This window comes from Hoeflea sp. Naph1 (assembly GCF_046837775.1).
Classification (GTDB): domain Bacteria; phylum Pseudomonadota; class Alphaproteobacteria; order Rhizobiales; family Rhizobiaceae; genus Hoeflea.
Map to the genome: position 1 here is coordinate 224,131 of NZ_CP177286.1, position 15,527 is coordinate 239,657.

General features: G+C 60.5%; 13 protein-coding genes. 6 read left to right on the forward strand and 7 right to left on the reverse strand.

Going from position 1 to position 15,527, the window contains the following annotated elements; genetic code table 11:
• Positions 1-9: 9 nt before the first annotated feature.
• A complete protein-coding gene (locus tag ACK6D9_RS01085; RefSeq protein WP_322988469.1) occupies positions 10-807 on the reverse strand; it encodes a DUF2189 domain-containing protein in 798 nt (265 codons plus the stop codon).
• 258 nt (positions 808-1,065) lie between these two features.
• Here ACK6D9_RS01085 and ispG point away from each other — a divergent pair, with 258 nt between their 5' ends.
• Positions 1,066-2,307 (forward strand): flavodoxin-dependent (E)-4-hydroxy-3-methylbut-2-enyl-diphosphate synthase, encoded by a 1,242-nt coding sequence (ispG, locus tag ACK6D9_RS01090; RefSeq protein WP_412050310.1) that lies wholly within the window; start codon positions 1,066-1,068, stop codon positions 2,305-2,307.
• 109 nt (positions 2,308-2,416) lie between these two features.
• Here the strand turns inward: ispG and ACK6D9_RS01095 are convergent, their stop codons facing one another.
• Together ACK6D9_RS01095 and ACK6D9_RS01100 are read right to left on the reverse strand one after the other, a co-directional pair.
• Positions 2,417-4,933, reverse strand: coding sequence for a response regulator (locus ACK6D9_RS01095; protein WP_322988648.1), 2,517 nt, complete (start codon positions 4,931-4,933; stop codon positions 2,417-2,419).
• A 117-nt stretch (positions 4,934-5,050) separates the two neighbouring features.
• Positions 5,051-5,968 (reverse strand): polyprenyl synthetase family protein, encoded by a 918-nt coding sequence (locus tag ACK6D9_RS01100; RefSeq protein WP_412050311.1) that lies wholly within the window; start codon positions 5,966-5,968, stop codon positions 5,051-5,053.
• 161 nt (positions 5,969-6,129) lie between these two features.
• Here ACK6D9_RS01100 and mtgA point away from each other — a divergent pair, with 161 nt between their 5' ends.
• The 3 genes from mtgA (at position 6,130) to rpmF (ending at position 8,035) form a co-directional block, all read left to right on the forward strand.
• Complete coding sequence (gene mtgA, locus ACK6D9_RS01105; protein ID WP_412050312.1) at positions 6,130-6,876, forward strand: monofunctional biosynthetic peptidoglycan transglycosylase; 747 nt, start codon at positions 6,130-6,132, stop codon at positions 6,874-6,876.
• Positions 6,877-6,995: 119 nt separating this feature from the next.
• Positions 6,996-7,643 carry a glutathione S-transferase family protein gene (locus tag ACK6D9_RS01110; RefSeq protein ID WP_412050313.1) on the forward strand — a complete coding sequence of 216 codons (648 nt, stop codon included), beginning with the start codon at positions 6,996-6,998 and terminating at the stop codon, positions 7,641-7,643.
• Between the two features lie 206 nt (positions 7,644-7,849).
• A complete protein-coding gene (gene rpmF, locus ACK6D9_RS01115; RefSeq protein WP_322988645.1) occupies positions 7,850-8,035 on the forward strand; it encodes a 50S ribosomal protein L32 in 186 nt (61 codons plus the stop codon).
• Positions 8,036-8,589: 554 nt separating this feature from the next.
• On the opposite strand, the gene ACK6D9_RS01120 is transcribed toward rpmF, so the two are convergent.
• Complete coding sequence (locus ACK6D9_RS01120; protein ID WP_267654323.1) at positions 8,590-8,799, reverse strand: cold-shock protein; 210 nt, start codon at positions 8,797-8,799, stop codon at positions 8,590-8,592.
• 255 nt (positions 8,800-9,054) lie between these two features.
• Positions 9,055-10,068 carry a fatty acid desaturase gene (locus tag ACK6D9_RS01125; protein ID WP_412050314.1) on the reverse strand — a complete coding sequence of 338 codons (1,014 nt, stop codon included), beginning with the start codon at positions 10,066-10,068 and terminating at the stop codon, positions 9,055-9,057.
• A 225-nt stretch (positions 10,069-10,293) separates the two neighbouring features.
• Between ACK6D9_RS01125 and ACK6D9_RS01130 the strand changes: the two genes are divergently transcribed.
• Both ACK6D9_RS01130 and ACK6D9_RS01135 read left to right on the forward strand, forming a co-directional pair.
• Positions 10,294-11,505, forward strand: a complete 1,212-nt coding sequence (locus ACK6D9_RS01130; RefSeq protein ID WP_412050315.1) for an MFS transporter — start codon at positions 10,294-10,296, stop codon at positions 11,503-11,505.
• A 422-nt stretch (positions 11,506-11,927) separates the two neighbouring features.
• Complete coding sequence (locus tag ACK6D9_RS01135; RefSeq protein ID WP_412050316.1) at positions 11,928-12,857, forward strand: AEC family transporter; 930 nt, start codon at positions 11,928-11,930, stop codon at positions 12,855-12,857.
• A gap of 82 nt (positions 12,858-12,939) precedes the next feature.
• Here ACK6D9_RS01135 and ACK6D9_RS01140 read toward each other — a convergent pair whose 3' ends face one another.
• Together ACK6D9_RS01140 and ACK6D9_RS01145 are read right to left on the reverse strand one after the other, a co-directional pair.
• A complete protein-coding gene (locus ACK6D9_RS01140) occupies positions 12,940-13,695 on the reverse strand; it encodes an SDR family oxidoreductase (RefSeq protein ID WP_412050317.1) in 756 nt (251 codons plus the stop codon).
• A complete protein-coding gene (locus ACK6D9_RS01145) occupies positions 13,682-15,463 on the reverse strand; it encodes an IlvD/Edd family dehydratase (protein ID WP_412050318.1) in 1,782 nt (593 codons plus the stop codon). Before ACK6D9_RS01145 ends, ACK6D9_RS01140 begins: the two co-directional genes overlap by 14 nt.
• Positions 15,464-15,527: the final 64 nt, after the last annotated feature.

Here is a 15,527-nt window from a genome sequence, read left to right on the forward strand (position 1 = left end):
TAGACACATTCAAACGGGCGCAGATGCCCGCCGGTAGAGGTGCCAGGTTGCGTGCCCAAGCACCGGCAGGATCACCAGCAGCCCGACAAAGGCCGGAAGCATCGCGACAAGCGTGGCCAGCCCGACAATGAAGCCGAACGCCAGCATTGGCAGCGGGTTCTTGACCACCACGGCAACGCTGGTGATCATCGCAGTAACGAAATCGACCTCTCGTTCGGCCAGCATCGGCAACGCGATCACCGTTGTTGAAAACAGCACGCAGGCCAGAAAAGCGCCAACAATGGTGCCGACGATCAGGAACCCCCATCCCTCCGGCGTCGACAGCACGATCTGCACAAACGCGTCCCAGCTGGAAAATGACTTGAACCCCAAAAACAGTGCGAACAGCAGCCGCACCTGATAGACCCAGACCCAGAAAATGAACATCACCACAAAGGCCATCCAGCCAAGCTGGCGTTCACGCTGATAAAACACCTGAGCCAGAACTCCCTTGCGGGTGACCGGCTCGCCAGCCCGGCGCCGTCGGCTCACTTCATAGAGCCCGACTGCCACAAATGGCCCCAGCAGCGGAAAGCCGATTGCCAACGGAATGATCATCCAGGGCGCGCCGACCCGGTTGAGAAACGCCAGGATCAGCCATCCGCCGACCATGTAGATCCCGCCAAAAAACAGCCCGAAACCCGGATGCGCGCGAAAATCGGCCCAGCCATCGGCAAGGCTGGCTTTCACATCCGCAAAACCGATGGTACGCATAGGTGGTGCACCGGCCGGGGCACTTCCGGTCAAGGTGGTGTTCGTGTCAGTCATGAAAACTCCCCTCCGCCGGTCCTGGGGACCGTGTTATTCATGCAACAAGGACAATGCATCCATCATGAAGGCGTTTCATGCGACACGCAATCCGCAAATGCCCCCTGCAGCCCGCGGATGCTCCGTGATCTCCGCAGCGGGGAACGGGCACGCCACTGCTGCGCTGATCAAATACCTTCCCTTTGCCGGTGATCGGCTCTAGGTAGGGACCCGACCCTGGGGCGGCGGCCCCGAGGTCCGATACTGACGCGAGGCCCCATGACCATTTCTCCCTTCGTAGTTCCGCAAGCTCGGCGTGCCAGCGTCGCCGTCGATGTTGGCGGCGTCATTGTTGGCGGCGGCGCGCCGGTTGTGGTGCAATCGATGACCAACACCGACACCGCGGATACCGACGCCACAGTGGCGCAGGTTGCAGCACTTCACCGCGCCGGCTCAGAGATCGTCCGCATCACCGTCGACCGCGAAGAGAGCGCCGCCGCTGTGCCGAAGATTCGTGAGCGGCTCGAACGGCTCGGCCTCGACGTGCCGCTTGTCGGCGATTTTCACTATATCGGCCACAAGTTGTTGGCCGATCATCCGGCCTGCGCCGAAGCGCTGGCCAAATACCGGATCAATCCCGGCAATGTCGGCTTCAAGGACAAGAAGGACCGGCAATTTGTCGAAATCATCGAAATGGCGATCCGCTATGACAAGCCGGTGCGGATCGGTGTCAACTGGGGCTCGCTCGACCAGGTGCTGCTGACCCGGCTAATGGACCAGAACCACGCCGAAGGATCCCCGCTGAGCGCCCGCGACGTCACCCGCGAGGCAATCATCCAGTCGGCCCTGCTATCGGCAGAGCTGGCCGAGGAAACCGGGCTTGCCCGCAACCGCATTATCCTCTCCGCCAAGGTCAGCCAGGTGCAGGACCTGATCGCGGTCTACACCGAACTGGCCCGCCGCTCCGATCATGCCCTGCATCTGGGTCTGACCGAGGCCGGCATGGGCTCGAAGGGCATCGTCGCTTCCTCTGCCGCCATGGGCATCATCCTGCAGGTCGGCGTCGGCGATACCATCCGTGTGTCACTGACCCCCGAACCGGGCGGCGACCGCACCCGCGAGGTTATCGTCGCCCAGGAATTGTTGCAGGTCATGGGCTTCCGCCAGTTTCTGCCGGTGGTGGCCGCCTGCCCCGGTTGCGGCCGCACCACGTCGACCGTGTTTCAGGAACTCGCCCGCGCCATCGAGGACGACCTCCGGCGCAACATGCCGGTCTGGCGCGACAAGTACCCCGGCGTCGAAGGACTGCAGGTTGCCGTCATGGGCTGCATCGTCAACGGACCCGGCGAATCCAAGCACGCTGACATCGGCATATCGCTGCCCGGAACCGGCGAAAGCCCCGCCGCGCCGGTTTTCATCGACGGCAAGAAGGCCGGCACGCTGCGGGGTCCGAAAATCGCCGAGGATTTCCAGGCACTGGTCGCCGATTACATCGAAAAACGTTTCGGTCAGAACGGCTGAGCCGCAGCGGCTACGCCCGTTACCATCGTCGCCGCGCTTGTCATGCGGCGCTCGATCCAGGCTCAGCGCGGATCCATGCACTGCAAGAGCTTGCATTGATGCATATACGTTATCGTCCGCTGCGGTACGCGATATCAGCGTTCGACAAGGCACCGGGCAGCCAACGCTCGATCATCGCACCGAGCTTTTCAGGCGAAATCGGCTTGGAGAGATAATCGTCCATTCCGGCGGCCAGACAGCGGTCCTCGTCGCCCTTGAGCGAATGCGCGGTCACCGCGATGATCGGCGTCGGTGACAGCCCTTCGCGGACCTCGATAGCGCGAATTTCAGCGGCGGCTTCGAGGCCGCTGAGTTCGGGCATCGACACATCCATCAACACCAGCGTCGGCCGCAGCTCGGCCCACATGCGCACGGCTTCACGACCGTTGACGGCAAGCTTCTGGGCCAGGCCCAAACCATCCAGCGATTGCTGGAAGACGATCTGGTTGATGTGATTGTCCTCGGCCACCAGAATCAGGGGGCCGCTTTCCGGCGCCGGGTCCGGGGTAGTCATCGACGGCGCGTCGACCAAGGTTCTGGGTGGCGCGATTGGCACAGGCGGCACAGCGAGGGTCTCGACCGCCACGGCAACATCCGTGGTGGTGCCGCTCCCGCCGAGGTGCACTTGCCGTAGCGCCGCCTCTACGGTTTGCCGCAACTGTGCGGTGCGCACCGGCTTGGTCAATTGTGCGAAAATGTCCAGAGCGTTGAGCGATTCCAGTTGGTCGGCCTGGTCAATCGACGAGAGCACCAGAATCGGCGTGTCTGCTATCAAAGGATCTGAGCGAATAATCCGCGCCACATCCGCTCCCGACAGGGTCGGCATCTGGAAATCAAGCACCACCAGATCGATGCCGATACCATGGTTTGCCCGTGCATGATGCAGCAGGTTGAGCCCGATCTCACCGCTTTCCACCGCCACGCAGTCGAACCCCCAGCCGCGCATCTGCTCGGTCAGGATCATGCGGTTGATGGCGTTGTCGTCGATCACCAGCACACGCCGGCCGGAGAGGTCTTCAGCCGTTAACACCCTTGCAGCGCTACTGCCGCCATGAACGTCCATCTCCACCGTGAAGCTGAAGGTCGAGCCCTCACCGGGCATGCTTTCTGCCTTCAGCTGCCCGCCCATGAGATCGACCAGCCGCATGGCGATCGCCAGGCCGAGGCCTGTGCCCTCATGCTTGCGCGTTGATGAACCGTCGACCTGGCTGAACTTGTCGAAAATGGCCTCGATCTTGTCGGCAGGAATACCGATGCCGGTGTCACGCACCGCAATCGAGATTGCCAAGCGCCTGCTATCGCTGTCACCGGATTTTTCGACGTCGGCCCAGTTGATCTCGACCATCACGTGGCCTTTTTCAGTAAACTTGACCGCGTTACCGACCAGGTTTGTGAGGATCTGGCGGATCCGGCCAGGGTCGCCTATCAACTGCTCCGGCAGCCCCGGCGCGATCCGGACCACCAGTTCGATGTCCTTTTCAACCACTTTCGACGACATCAAAGTCGCCACATCCTCGGTCGTATCGACCAGATTGAACGGTTTCGGGCACAAAACCATCTGCCCGGCATCGATCTTGGAAAAATCCAGAATATCGTTGATGATTTCGAGCAGCGCGTTTCCGGATTTGAGGATCACGTCGGTAAAGGTGCGCTGCCGGGTATCAAGCTCGGTCCGCGTCAACAATTCGGCCATCCCGAGCACGCCATTCATCGGTGTGCGTATTTCATGACTCATGGTCGCCAAAAACTCGGATTTCGCCCGGTCAGCGGCCTGGGCTTTTGTCAGCGCGGTATCGATCTCACGACGCTTGTCCTGCAGAATCTTGATCATCTTGTGGATCATGATGTCGATCGGAACGAAAATTCCGAGCCCGACTACCATCAGAACCAGCATGGTCGCCGTCAGGTAGTGCTGCAGCAATTTGCCGTGCGCCAACGACAGGCTGGCGAGATAATCCCGGAACTGTTCCTGCACATACAGGTTTGTCGGTTCGACCACCCCCTGGTACAGCGCATCGGTTTCGCGCCCGGTCCAGTACATGTCCTTTTTGGTCCGCGCCGCATCGAGACGTTTTGCCTCGAGCATCTGGGCATGATTGAGGAATGGATCGGAATTGGTCATGTACCGTGAATTCGACTGGATCTTGTGGATCAGGCCCGCAGGCGCTTCAGCCCAGGCATCTTTCAGCGCCTTGAGCTTCCAGCGCGTCCTTTCCAACCGGTAGCGCAAGCTCGAAACCGCCGAAATGATGTCGGGATCCACCGCCAGCGTATCGCGAACCTGGTTCTTCTCGGCCAGTGTCAGATTGGAAAGTCTCGGGTCGACAGAATTTGCATAATCGACATAGGTTTGCGCCAGCCGGTTGCTGCGCTCGGCGATGGCGCGCATCGAATGGTCAACTTCGGCAAAAGATTCCGACAACGCGCCGATCTGCTGGATCTCGTCATTGTGAGCGATCTGCTCGACAAAGAAGAAGATCCAGATGACCGCAATCGCAGACAGCGAAACGATATATCCAATGCGCAACGCGATGATGGATCGGCGTGCAGTGGCTGTCTCAGCCTGATCGTTGAGTGTATCTGTCATGGTTCGGCAACATCCGTTTTGCCGGATTTTGCCTTCAGGTAGTTAATAAACACGTATAGAGGGCAACCCGGAACGCCATGATTTTTCACCCGCAATCGTCGCCGAACACGCAGCCCGTTACCGGTCCCGACTGGCGATGAAACCGGCGGTCTCGATCAGCGTTCCTGCCGCGGCCCCATAGGGCTTCATCAGCAACGCCGCCTCGTCCACCAGACCGTCAAGCCGCCGTCGAGCCGCCTCCACCCCATGCAGCGATACCAATGTCCCCTTGCCACGGCCTGCATCCTTGCCGGCCGCCTTGCCCAACGTGGCCGCATCCGAGGTCACATCCAGCAGATCATCAGCCAGTTGAAACGCCAGCCCGACAATTTCGCCAAAACGCGTCATCCGCTTCACGGTGTCCGCATCGGCTTGTGCCGCGATCGCACCAGCCGCACAGGCGTAGCGCAGCAGCGCACCGGTCTTCATCGCCTGCAGCCGCACAATCCCGGTCTCATCCGGGGCAAACCGTTCCGCATGAAGATCAAGCGCCTGCCCACCGACCATGCCACCAACACCAGCCGCGCGCGCCAACTGGTTGACCAGCGTCAGCCTGGTCGTGTCCGGCAGCGCGGTTTCGGGCGCCGAGAGAATGTCAAACGCCATAGTCAGCAACCCGTCACCTGCCAGAATCGCCGTCGCCTCGTCAAACGCAACATGCACCGTCGGCTTTCCGCGCCGGAGATCATCGTCGTCCATTGACGGTAAATCATCATGAATCAGCGAATAGCAATGAATGCATTCAAGCGCCGCCGCGACGCGCAGCGCGGCCTCTTTCGGTGCGTCCAGCAAGCGTGCCGTCTCCAGCACCAGAAACGGGCGAATTCGCTTGCCACCATTGAGAACGCCGTGGCGTATGGCTGCGATTAAGTGTTCCGGGCGGGCAATCTCGCCCGCCAGCGGCGTTTCCCGCAACAACGACTCGAGCAAAGCCGCCACCCGTGCCGCCGCATCATCCAGCCGGTCGATGAAACTGTCTTTTCCAACCTGATCCATGCCGGTCTCTTGCCATGTCGGGTTCTGTGCGGCAACGGTTTGTTTGCCACACCCGCTGCCATAAAGTCTCCTGCACGGCAGTCTGGTCTTGCGCCGTCAGGACCGCTAAAGACATCGGTCAATAGCCGTCGACGCCGACGGAGCACGCGCAGGGACCCCAGGTGGCCAAGACAAGTCATGCCAAGACCGCAAATTCCGGCCGCAATGGCAGGAGCCCGAAGCGCCGTTCGTTTATCCGGCGGTTGATCAACTGGCTTGTGCTGGTCGTGGTGCTGGTGGTGGGCTTGCCCTATCTGCTGGTTCCTCTCTATGCGCTGCCGCTGGTTCACCCGGTTTCGACGCTGATGCTGGCAGAAAATATTGCCGGCCGTTCCTATGAGCGACAATGGGTCTCCTTCAACGCCATCGCTCCGGTTCTGGTCCAATCGGTGATGATGTCGGAGGACGGACAGTTCTGCACCCATTCCGGCGTCGACTGGAAGGCGCTCAATCTGGTCATTGACGACGCGCTCGACGGTGAAGCCACCCGCGGCGCCAGCACCATCCCGATGCAAACCGCCAAGAACCTGTTTCTGCCATCCACCCGGTCGGTGCTGCGCAAGGCGCTGGAAATTCCGCTTGCGCTGTGGATTGATACAGTCTGGTCAAAACGGCGGTTGATGGAGATCTATCTCAATATCGCGGAATGGGCGCCGGGAGTCTATGGCGTAGAAGCCGCGGCGCAAGCCTATTTCGGGGTTTCCGCGGCCAAGCTCTCGGCCCGGCAGGCGGCGCTGCTCGCCGTCACCCTGCCCAATCCGATCAAGCGCAACGCCGCCAACCCGTCGCGCGGCATGCAGCGGCTGGCCCGTGTCATTGAAGGCCGCGCCAAGCAGTCAGGCGCTTACATCAAATGTCTTTATGAATGAGTTCAGACAAATTGGCTTTTTTGCCGCCGATACCCATGCGAACATCTCCAGCTGTGACAGCGCCACGCATTCATAAAATTACGAAGCGCTATCGAAACCATCATCGGAGGTGCTGAACGATGCCTAGTCCCATCCTTTACATCGGCAACAAGAATTATTCCTCCTGGTCTTTCCGCCCGTGGATCGGCATGCGCGTGGCCGGTATCGCCTTTGAGGAAAGGCTGGTGCCGTTCGACATGGGCAATGGCAACCCGGCGTTCCGGAAATTCTCGCCTACCGGCAAGGTCCCAGTTCTCATCGACGAGGGCATCACCATCTGGGAATCGCTGGCGATTCTTGATCATGCCGCCCGTACAAACCCGGCCTCGGGCTTGTGGCCCGATGACAATTCCCGGCGCAGTCGGGCAATGGCGATCAGCCTGGAGATGATCTCTTCATTTTCGGCACTTCGCTCCGCCTGCCCGATGAACATGCGCAGACCCCGCGCCGCGATTGCCACGACCGCTGCCATCAACGCCGACGCGGCGCGCATCCAGACGCTGTGGGATGAGTGCCTCGCCGAATTTGGCGGGCCGTTCCTGCTTGGCAAATTTTCTATCGCCGACGCAATGTATGCGCCGGTGGTCAACCGACTTGACGCCTATGGCTTTGAGACCACGCAGGCCTCAGCCGGCTACATGACGCGCATGAAGGCACTCCCAGCCTGGCAGGAATGGGAGGCCGCCAGCCGCGCCGAGCCGTGGATCGTCGAGGAAGACGAAGCCTGACCGGCCCAAGTCGCAACGGTGCGCCCATTGTACAGGCGTGGCCATTGGCCTATGACACGGAGCAGGCTTAAAAAAATGTGGCCCGATGCTGGTCAAACCCGGAAATGCCATGTATAAGCCCGGCAAATTTCCGAAATCGGCATGTGTCAATTTCGGCCCCTTGGGTCGGCCGTTGTTCATGTCTGTATGTTGAACTGGAGTTCGTCATGGCTGTTCCAAAGCGTAAAACCACCCCGTCCAAGCGCGGCATGCGCCGTTCCGCCGACGCCCTCAAGGCCCCGATCTATGTCGAAGACAAGGATTCGGGCGAACTGCGCCGTCCGCACCACATCGACCTGAAAACAGGCATGTATCGCGGCCGCCAGGTCCTTACCCCGAAAGAATCCGTCTGATCTGATTGATCACGCCCGTCGCCTGCGTCCCGGCCACTTAAGCCGGCCCCGCGGGTAATGACGGGCTTTGGCTTCTTTGCCATTTCCGGAATCTGCAAGCCGGTCCTTCGGGGCCGGCTGTTTTCGTGTGTGCATGGTGCCGGCCATCTTGTCCGCTATAGCGCTGCGCATTCAATTGGATGCGAAACGGACGCCGTATCGAATTGAAGCAATGCATGCCGTACTCGTGAATGTGCATGCTTTGTCACGCTCAGATCGACCCAGTTGGGAAATAACCCCACAGCCATCAGAATCAGGCGCTGCGGCCCGGTCGCTCCCTTGACTGTGCGGCGCTGGGGCAACGTCGGGCCTATGAAGAGCGGATCTCCACCACCACCTTCCGTCTTTTAACCAGCACGGCCACAGGCCCGCGTATCAGGCGATATCAGCGAGTTCACCATCACCGACGAGTTGATTGATCGCCAATCCCATAAAAAAACGCCCGGAAGCCGAAGCTCCCGGGCGTGATCTGATTACAACGACCAGCCAAGCCAGCCAATGTTTTCTTGTTTTATTCAGGCAGCCTGAATGGTCGAAACGGCGGTCTTGCCGGTGCGACGATCTTCGGCGGTGTCGAACGACACCTTCTGGCCTTCGGCCAGGCCGCGCATGCCAGCGCGTTCAAGAGCAGTCGCATGGACGAAAACGTCCTTGCTGCCGTCGTCCGGAGCGATGAAGCCGAAGCCCTTTTGATCATTGTAGAATTTGACTGTACCGGTTTGCATGGAAGGTCCTTTGTGTCCATGAATGTAGTTGCCAGAGCAAGCGCTCTTTAAAGCGCTCGGCGCAGGCGTTCGTCATCGAATTTTAAGTGAAGTGTTGAGCGTCTGCCCGCCTCCGGCGGTCCGCGACCAAGTCGTCCGGTCAAAATCGATAGGCTAACCTTACACACTTTCTGACTTCAATACAAGCGAAAGCGCAAATGAACCATTCCGACGCCGTTTCCATAGAAATAGGCGGCGCCGGAATGGCTGTTTTCATCAGGCGGCAGCGGCCATCCGGCCATGTACCGAATGGAACGGCACAAGTCGGCGCCGCTCTTCATCCCACAGCGCCAGCGGCACGCATTGGAAACTCTCCCACAGGGTCAGCCTGCCGATATTGGCAAGTTCGGGAAAATCCTTGAGAACCTGCGGCAGCCGGTAGAAAGGAATCCGGCTTGAAAGATGGTGCACATGATGGATTCCGATATTGCCCGTCACCCACATCAGCGGCCGCGGCAAATCGTAAAACGAACTTCCGTGCAGGGCGGCAAATTCCCGCTCCCACTCCGGCGCATGATCCCAATGGGTCGGGTTGAACTGGTGCTGGACATAAAACATCCAGACCCCGATCGAGGCGCCGATCAGCATGATTGGCAGATGTATGATCAGAAAAGCCTTGAAGCCGACCAGCATGCCGAGCGCGATCCACATCGCGGCAATCGCGAGATTGGTAATCATCACGCTGGTCCAGGACATAACTCCATCCTTGAGTGCGGCCACCGGTAAGCGGTGTTGCAGCATGAAGATGAACGCTGGTCCAATCCCGAACATCACCAGCGGATGCCGGTAAAGCCGGTATTTCAGCCGACCCACGCGCGACAGCCCCAGATATTCGGCCACTGTCAACGTATCGATGTCGCCAACGCCACGGCGATCCAGGTTTCCCGATCCGGCATGGTGAATGGCATGCGAACGGCGCCAGTAGTCATAGGGTGTCAGCGTGATCACCCCCAGCGCACGGCCGATCCTGTCGTTCCATTTGGCGGTCGAAAACATCGACCCGTGGCCGCAATCATGCTGGATGATGAACAGCCGCACCATCATCAGCGCGGCCGGAACCGACAGCGCCAATGTCAGCAGAATGCTGTAGGACAGCGCACCCCACATCAGCGCCCAGAGCGAGATCAGCAGACCGAGGGTCAGGATCGTTTCAAAGGCGCTTCGCCGGTCACTTGGCATCCGGTACGGCTGCAATCGTCGAATCCATTCCCGTGCGGTTCCTGTCGCCATTCATATTCTCCTGATTATTTGCTCAGCCGCAGGCGTTCTGCCCATGCGGCACTCCCAGATGCGCCGACTTACCACGTCACCGGCGTAAACGCACCTTTTTCTGTCCGGTCCTGGAATTATCCCGATGTGCCAGATCGTCGCCCCAATTGGAAGACCAACCACACTTTACCGGAACCGCGGTTGGCTGTAGCTATCTGCTTCAATCGATTTAGCTACAGGTGTTGCATGTCACTCTCCCCAACGGCCGCAGCGCCGATTGTCACCCGCAACCGACTGGCTGTGTCCCTGATGTTCCTCGCCAACGGGTTCCTGGTTGGAAGCTGGGCACCCAAGATCCCCGAATTCGCAGCGCGGCTGAGCCTTGATGAAAGCGAATTGGGGTTGATGATTCTGGCATTCGGCGTCGGCTCGCTCTGCGCCATGGCGCTGGTCGGCGCAGCGATCTCACGGGTCGGCTCCTGCCGGGTTGTACGGCTCACGGCGGTGTTGGCCGTGCCGAGCCTGTTGCTGGTGACGCTGGCGCCGGTCATCTGGTCCGCCGCGGTCGCGCTGTTCATCCTGGGCGGCGTGGTTGGCGGCATGGATGTGGCAATGAACGCCAACGCCGTCGAGGTCGAAAAACACGAACGACGCGCCATCATGTCATCCTGCCATGGTTTCTGGAGCCTGGGCGGCGTGTTCGGTGCGGCGCTTGGAGGTGTGATCATCGCCGGATACGGCACTTTCGTGCACGCGCTGGCGGTAACCGCACTCGCCATGATGGCCGTCGCCATTGCCTGGCCGCGTCTTCTCGCCGATCCGCCGCCTGCGCATCAGCGGCCCTTGGGCGGTTCGCAATCTGCAGATCGTTCACAGGCATCGCGACGCGGGCTGATGTCGGTCGGCGCAACGGTATGGCTGACCGGCGTGATCTGCCTGTTCGCGATGACGCCGGAAGGCGCCATCCTAGATTGGGGCGCGCTCTATCTGCGCCAGGAACTGGGTGCCAGCCCGGCGCTCTCGGGGCTTGCCTTTGGCGCGTTTTCCGCCGCCATGGCGCTGATGCGTTTCTTGGGCGACATCGTGCGCGACCGCTTTGGCGCGGTTAACACCTTCCGGGTGTCGTCGGTCCTGGCGATCATCGGTCTCGGCGTGGCCGGGCTCGCATCCTCGCCGGAAGCGGCTATTGCCGGCTTCGCGCTGACCGGGTTAGGGCTGGCCAATATGGTGCCTATCGCCTTTTCGGCGGCTGGAAACCTTCCCGGCCTGCCGCAGGGTCTGGCGATTTCGGTAGTCACCTTCATGGGCTATTCCGGCATATTGGTTGCGCCGTCGGTCATCGGCTTCATCGCCGAACATACCGGCTTCGCGCTGATCTATCTGTCACTGCCAGTCCTGATTGTTGTGGCATTGGTATTTTCGCGCTTGACCCGCCACGCCGACATGACGCCGGGCTAAGTTGCTTCAGCCACCTATGAAGAGGCTCAAAACCGCTTCAGCCAGCCAAACCCCGCAAGCGGGGATCCAGCGGGCTTGCATTCTTAACCGACGAGGCCGCGACATCCGAACCGGTCAAGAAAACCATGCTCGGAAACAAATTGGTTATTTCAACTTTGCGGCCACACTTGCTAATGCATGGCCGTTCAAATGAATTCAGTTGAACAATAACGTGCTTACATTCGTTCAAGCAGTTGCAGCGCCGCGCCTCCGTTCGGAGGCGTTGGCGCTGTGGAACTGACCACATTCAGATTCAATGGAAAACCGATGTCCGCCGCTTGCAGCCCGACACACATCAGAGACCAGTCCTTCATCGGCAGTTTGCCTGGAACCAGTGCCACGGCCGCTGCCTGCACGGGCAACCAGACAAGGCGCGACCGGTCATGACCACGGAGGTTCTCCTGGCGCTAATCCCCGTTGTCCTGCTGATCGGATTTGGAAATCTGCTGCGCCAACGTGGCTTTCTCGACGATGCCTTTTGGCCGCAGGCAGAACGGTTGTGTTATTATGTTCTGCTGCCAAGCCTGTTCTTTCACGGCCTCGCGACCGCCCAGCTGGATGCCTTGCCGGTAGGCGACCTTGCGCTGACATTGATCCTTTCGACCTTGGTTGTTGCCGCTCTGGTTGTCGCCATGCGGCCCCTGCTCAACATAAGCGGTCCGGCCTTCACCTCGGTGTTTCAGGGCAGCGTGCGCTTCAACAACTATGTCGGGGTGACGCTGGCCGCAGGCCTGTTCGGAGCCGAGGGCATTGCGCTGGCCGCCATCTGCAATGCCGCCCTTGTCCCCACCGTCAACATTCTCTGCGTTCTGATCTTCGCCAAGCACGGATCGGCAAAATTGACCGGCATTGGCGTCCTCAAGCAGATCGGGGTCAACCCGCTGGTAGTCGCCTCGCTCAGCGGCATTGCCTTCCAGATGCTCGGGCTCGGCATTCCACCCGGGCTCGGGCCGGCAATGCGGACGCTGGGCGCCGCCGCGCTGCCACTGGGCCTGCTCTGCGTTGGCGCTGCCCTGAATTTCAGCACCGCACAGCAATGGCTCAAGCCTGTGGCTTTTTCCTCCGTTCTCAAGTTCATGGCGATGCCGACAGTCACTGCCATTGCGGCCATTCTGATCGGATTGAAGGGACCGGCCCTGACCACGGCGCTTTTGTTTCAGGTACTGCCGACAGCATCATCGGCCTATATCCTGTCACGGCAGCTTGGCGGCGACGCCCCGTTGATGGCCGGCATTACCGCAGCGCAGACGGTCATTGCTCTGGTCGCAATCCCGCTGGTGCTGATCGGCCTGACCACATGGCTCCCGCTCTGACCCTGTCAAAGACGAGAAAACAAGCCAACCCGCAACGCGGCAGCGCTGGCCAACAGAATCCAGCCGGACATGAATATCGACCTCAGATCGTTATGCCGCCATCAATATTGAGTATCTGGCCGTTGATGAAGCTGGCACTGTCGGAGGCCAAGAAGGCACAGACATCGGCGATCTCCGCCGGTGTCCCAAGCCGCCCCGCAGGCTGGCGATCCAGAAACACCTTCTCGGCAGCTTCCATACTACCGAGACTTTGCGCCAGTTCCGCCATCCGTTCCCGCAGCGACGGGCTGTCGACTGTGCCGGGACAGACCGCATTGAAACGGATGTTCTGCGCCAGGTAATCGGCCGCGCAGGCTTTTGTCAGGCCGATTACCCCGCCCTTGGCTGCCCCATAGGCCGCGCGCCGCGCAAAGCCCTTGGTCGACGAGGCCACCGAAGCGATGGTAATCACGCTGCCGCCGTGCTGTTTCATTCTCGGGATCGCCGCCCCGAGCACCACATAGGCGCTGTCGAGCGTGATCGACATGCTGCGTCGCCAGTCGGCCTCGCTGCATTCCTCGATCGTGCCCTGATGCACATAGCCCACGGCATGAACCAGAATGTCGATCCGGGAAAAAGGTGCCATCCATTCCCCCACAGCCCGCGCATCGGTGGCGTCCACCACCTTGGTCGACGCCACCGACAGATCAGCAAGCGTGGTGGCGTTGAGATCGCAGGCATGGACTTCTGCACCATCGGCCGCCAGCTTCTCGGCGATTGCCCGGCCAATGCCTTGCCCGGCAGCGGTAACCAGCGCCACCCGGCCCTTCAGCGGCTGGTTGCGATCAATGATTGTCACGGGGCATCCCCTTGGTCTTGACGATCCGCTGATATTTGACCGCAGGCTTGAGCACCATGCCCTTGTCGAACTGATCAACCATGCCGCGCTGGATTTCCTGCCACGGCGTCTGGTGATCCGGATAGGCAAAACCGCCTTCAGCTTCGAGCGCCGTGCGGCGGCGGGAGAGTTCTGCCTCGTCGACCAGCATGTTGGCGGTTCCGAGCTTGAGATCGACACGGATCCTGTCGCCGGTGCGCACCAGCGCCAGACCGCCCATTGCCGCGGCCTCCGGGCTGGCGTTGAGGATCGATGGCGAACCTGACGTACCCGATTGCCGTCCGTCGCCTATGCAGGGCATGGCAGTGATGCCTTGCTGGATAAGTTCGGCGGGCGGCTGCATGTTGACCACTTCGGCGCCACCGGGATAGCCGATCGGGCCAACACCACGGATCACCAGGATGCAGCTAGGATCGATTTCGAGCGCCGGGTCCTCGATCCTGTCGTGATAGTCCTCCGGACCCTCAAACACGATGGCCCGGCCTTCGAAGGCTTCGGGATCATCAGGGTTGGACAGGTAGCGCGTACGGAACTCCTCGGAGATCACACTGGTCTTCATGATCGCGGTGTCAAACAGATTGCCCTTCAGCGCCAGGAAGCCTGCGTCCTGCATCACCGGCTGGCCATAGGGGCGGATTACCTCATGGTCAGAAACGGAGGCATTTGCATAGGCTTCCGCAACTGTCTCGCCTGTCACGGTGATGGCGTCGGGATGCGGCAACACGCCAGCCTTGAGCAGTTCGGAGATGACGCCCGGCACACCGCCGGCACGGTGGAAATCTTCGCCCAGATATTGCCCGGCCGGCTGCATGTCGACCAGCAACGGAATCTCGTGGCCAAGCCGCTGCCAGTCTTCATTGGTCAGTTCCAGCCCCAGATGCCGCGCCACCCCAACCAGGTGGATCGGCGCATTGGTGGAGCCGCCGATCGCCGAATTGACGACAATGGCGTTCTCGAAGGCCTTCTGCGTCATGACGTCGGAAGGCTTGCGGTCGGCATGCACCATCTCGACGATGCGACGGCCGGTCTCATAGGACATCTGGCCGCGTTCGCGGTAGGGTGCAGGGATTGCCGCCGAGCCGGCAAGCTGCATGCCCAGCGCCTCGGCCAGCGAATTCATGGTGCTCGCCGTGCCCATGGTGTTGCAGAAGCCGACCGACGGCGCCGAAGCCGCGGCGATGTTCATGAATTCCTCGTAATCGATCCGACCGGCGGCCAAGTCCTGTCGTGCCGCCCAGATCGCGGTGCCTGACCCCGCCCGCTTGCCATTGTGCCAGCCATTGAGCATCGGCCCTACCGACAGCGCGATGGCGGGAATGTCGACGGTGGCAGCCGCCATCAGCAGCGCCGGCGTGGTCTTGTCGCAGCCGATCGTCAGCACCACACCATCGAGCGGATAGCCATAAAGCGTCTCGACCAGGCCGAGATAGGCAAGGTTGCGGTCAAGCATCGCCGTCGGCCGCTTGCCGGTCTCCTGGATCGGGTGCACCGGGAATTCGAAGCAGATACCGCCGGACGCAACAATACCGTCGCGCACCCGCTTGGCGAGTTCCAGATGATGCCGGTTGCACGGCGACAGGTCCGAGCCGGTCTGGGCGATGCCGATGATCGGTTTGCCGGACTGCAACTCTTCGCGGGTAATGCCGTAATTTAGATAGCGCTCGATATAGAGAGCCGTCATTCCCGGATTTTCGGGGTTGTCAAACCAGCGTTGCGAACGGAGTTTCATCGGTATGTCCCTAATATGATGCTCGGCCGCCAGAGAGATCGAAAGCCGCGCCTTTGTCAAAGAA

What these genes read in the sequence shown, in the direction of transcription:
- ACK6D9_RS01100 (WP_412050311.1), bottom strand. Translation starts at nt 5,968, where the DNA reads ATGGATCAGGTTGGAAAAGACAGTTTCATCGACCGGCTGGATGATGCG.
- ACK6D9_RS01135 (WP_412050316.1), top strand. Translation starts at nt 11,928, where the DNA reads ATGACCACGGAGGTTCTCCTGGCGCTAATCCCCGTTGTCCTGCTGATC.
- ACK6D9_RS01110 (WP_412050313.1), top strand. Translation starts at nt 6,996, where the DNA reads ATGCCTAGTCCCATCCTTTACATCGGCAACAAGAATTATTCCTCCTGG.
- ispG (WP_412050310.1), top strand. Translation starts at nt 1,066, where the DNA reads ATGACCATTTCTCCCTTCGTAGTTCCGCAAGCTCGGCGTGCCAGCGTC.
- ACK6D9_RS01095 (WP_322988648.1), bottom strand. Translation starts at nt 4,933, where the DNA reads ATGACAGATACACTCAACGATCAGGCTGAGACAGCCACTGCACGCCGA.
- ACK6D9_RS01125 (WP_412050314.1), bottom strand. Translation starts at nt 10,068, where the DNA reads ATGGCGACAGGAACCGCACGGGAATGGATTCGACGATTGCAGCCGTAC.
- rpmF (WP_322988645.1), top strand. Translation starts at nt 7,850, where the DNA reads ATGGCTGTTCCAAAGCGTAAAACCACCCCGTCCAAGCGCGGCATGCGC.
- ACK6D9_RS01085 (WP_322988469.1), bottom strand. Translation starts at nt 807, where the DNA reads ATGACTGACACGAACACCACCTTGACCGGAAGTGCCCCGGCCGGTGCA.
- ACK6D9_RS01130 (WP_412050315.1), top strand. Translation starts at nt 10,294, where the DNA reads ATGTCACTCTCCCCAACGGCCGCAGCGCCGATTGTCACCCGCAACCGA.
- ACK6D9_RS01120 (WP_267654323.1), bottom strand. Translation starts at nt 8,799, where the DNA reads ATGCAAACCGGTACAGTCAAATTCTACAATGATCAAAAGGGCTTCGGC.
- ACK6D9_RS01145 (WP_412050318.1), bottom strand. Translation starts at nt 15,463, where the DNA reads ATGAAACTCCGTTCGCAACGCTGGTTTGACAACCCCGAAAATCCGGGA.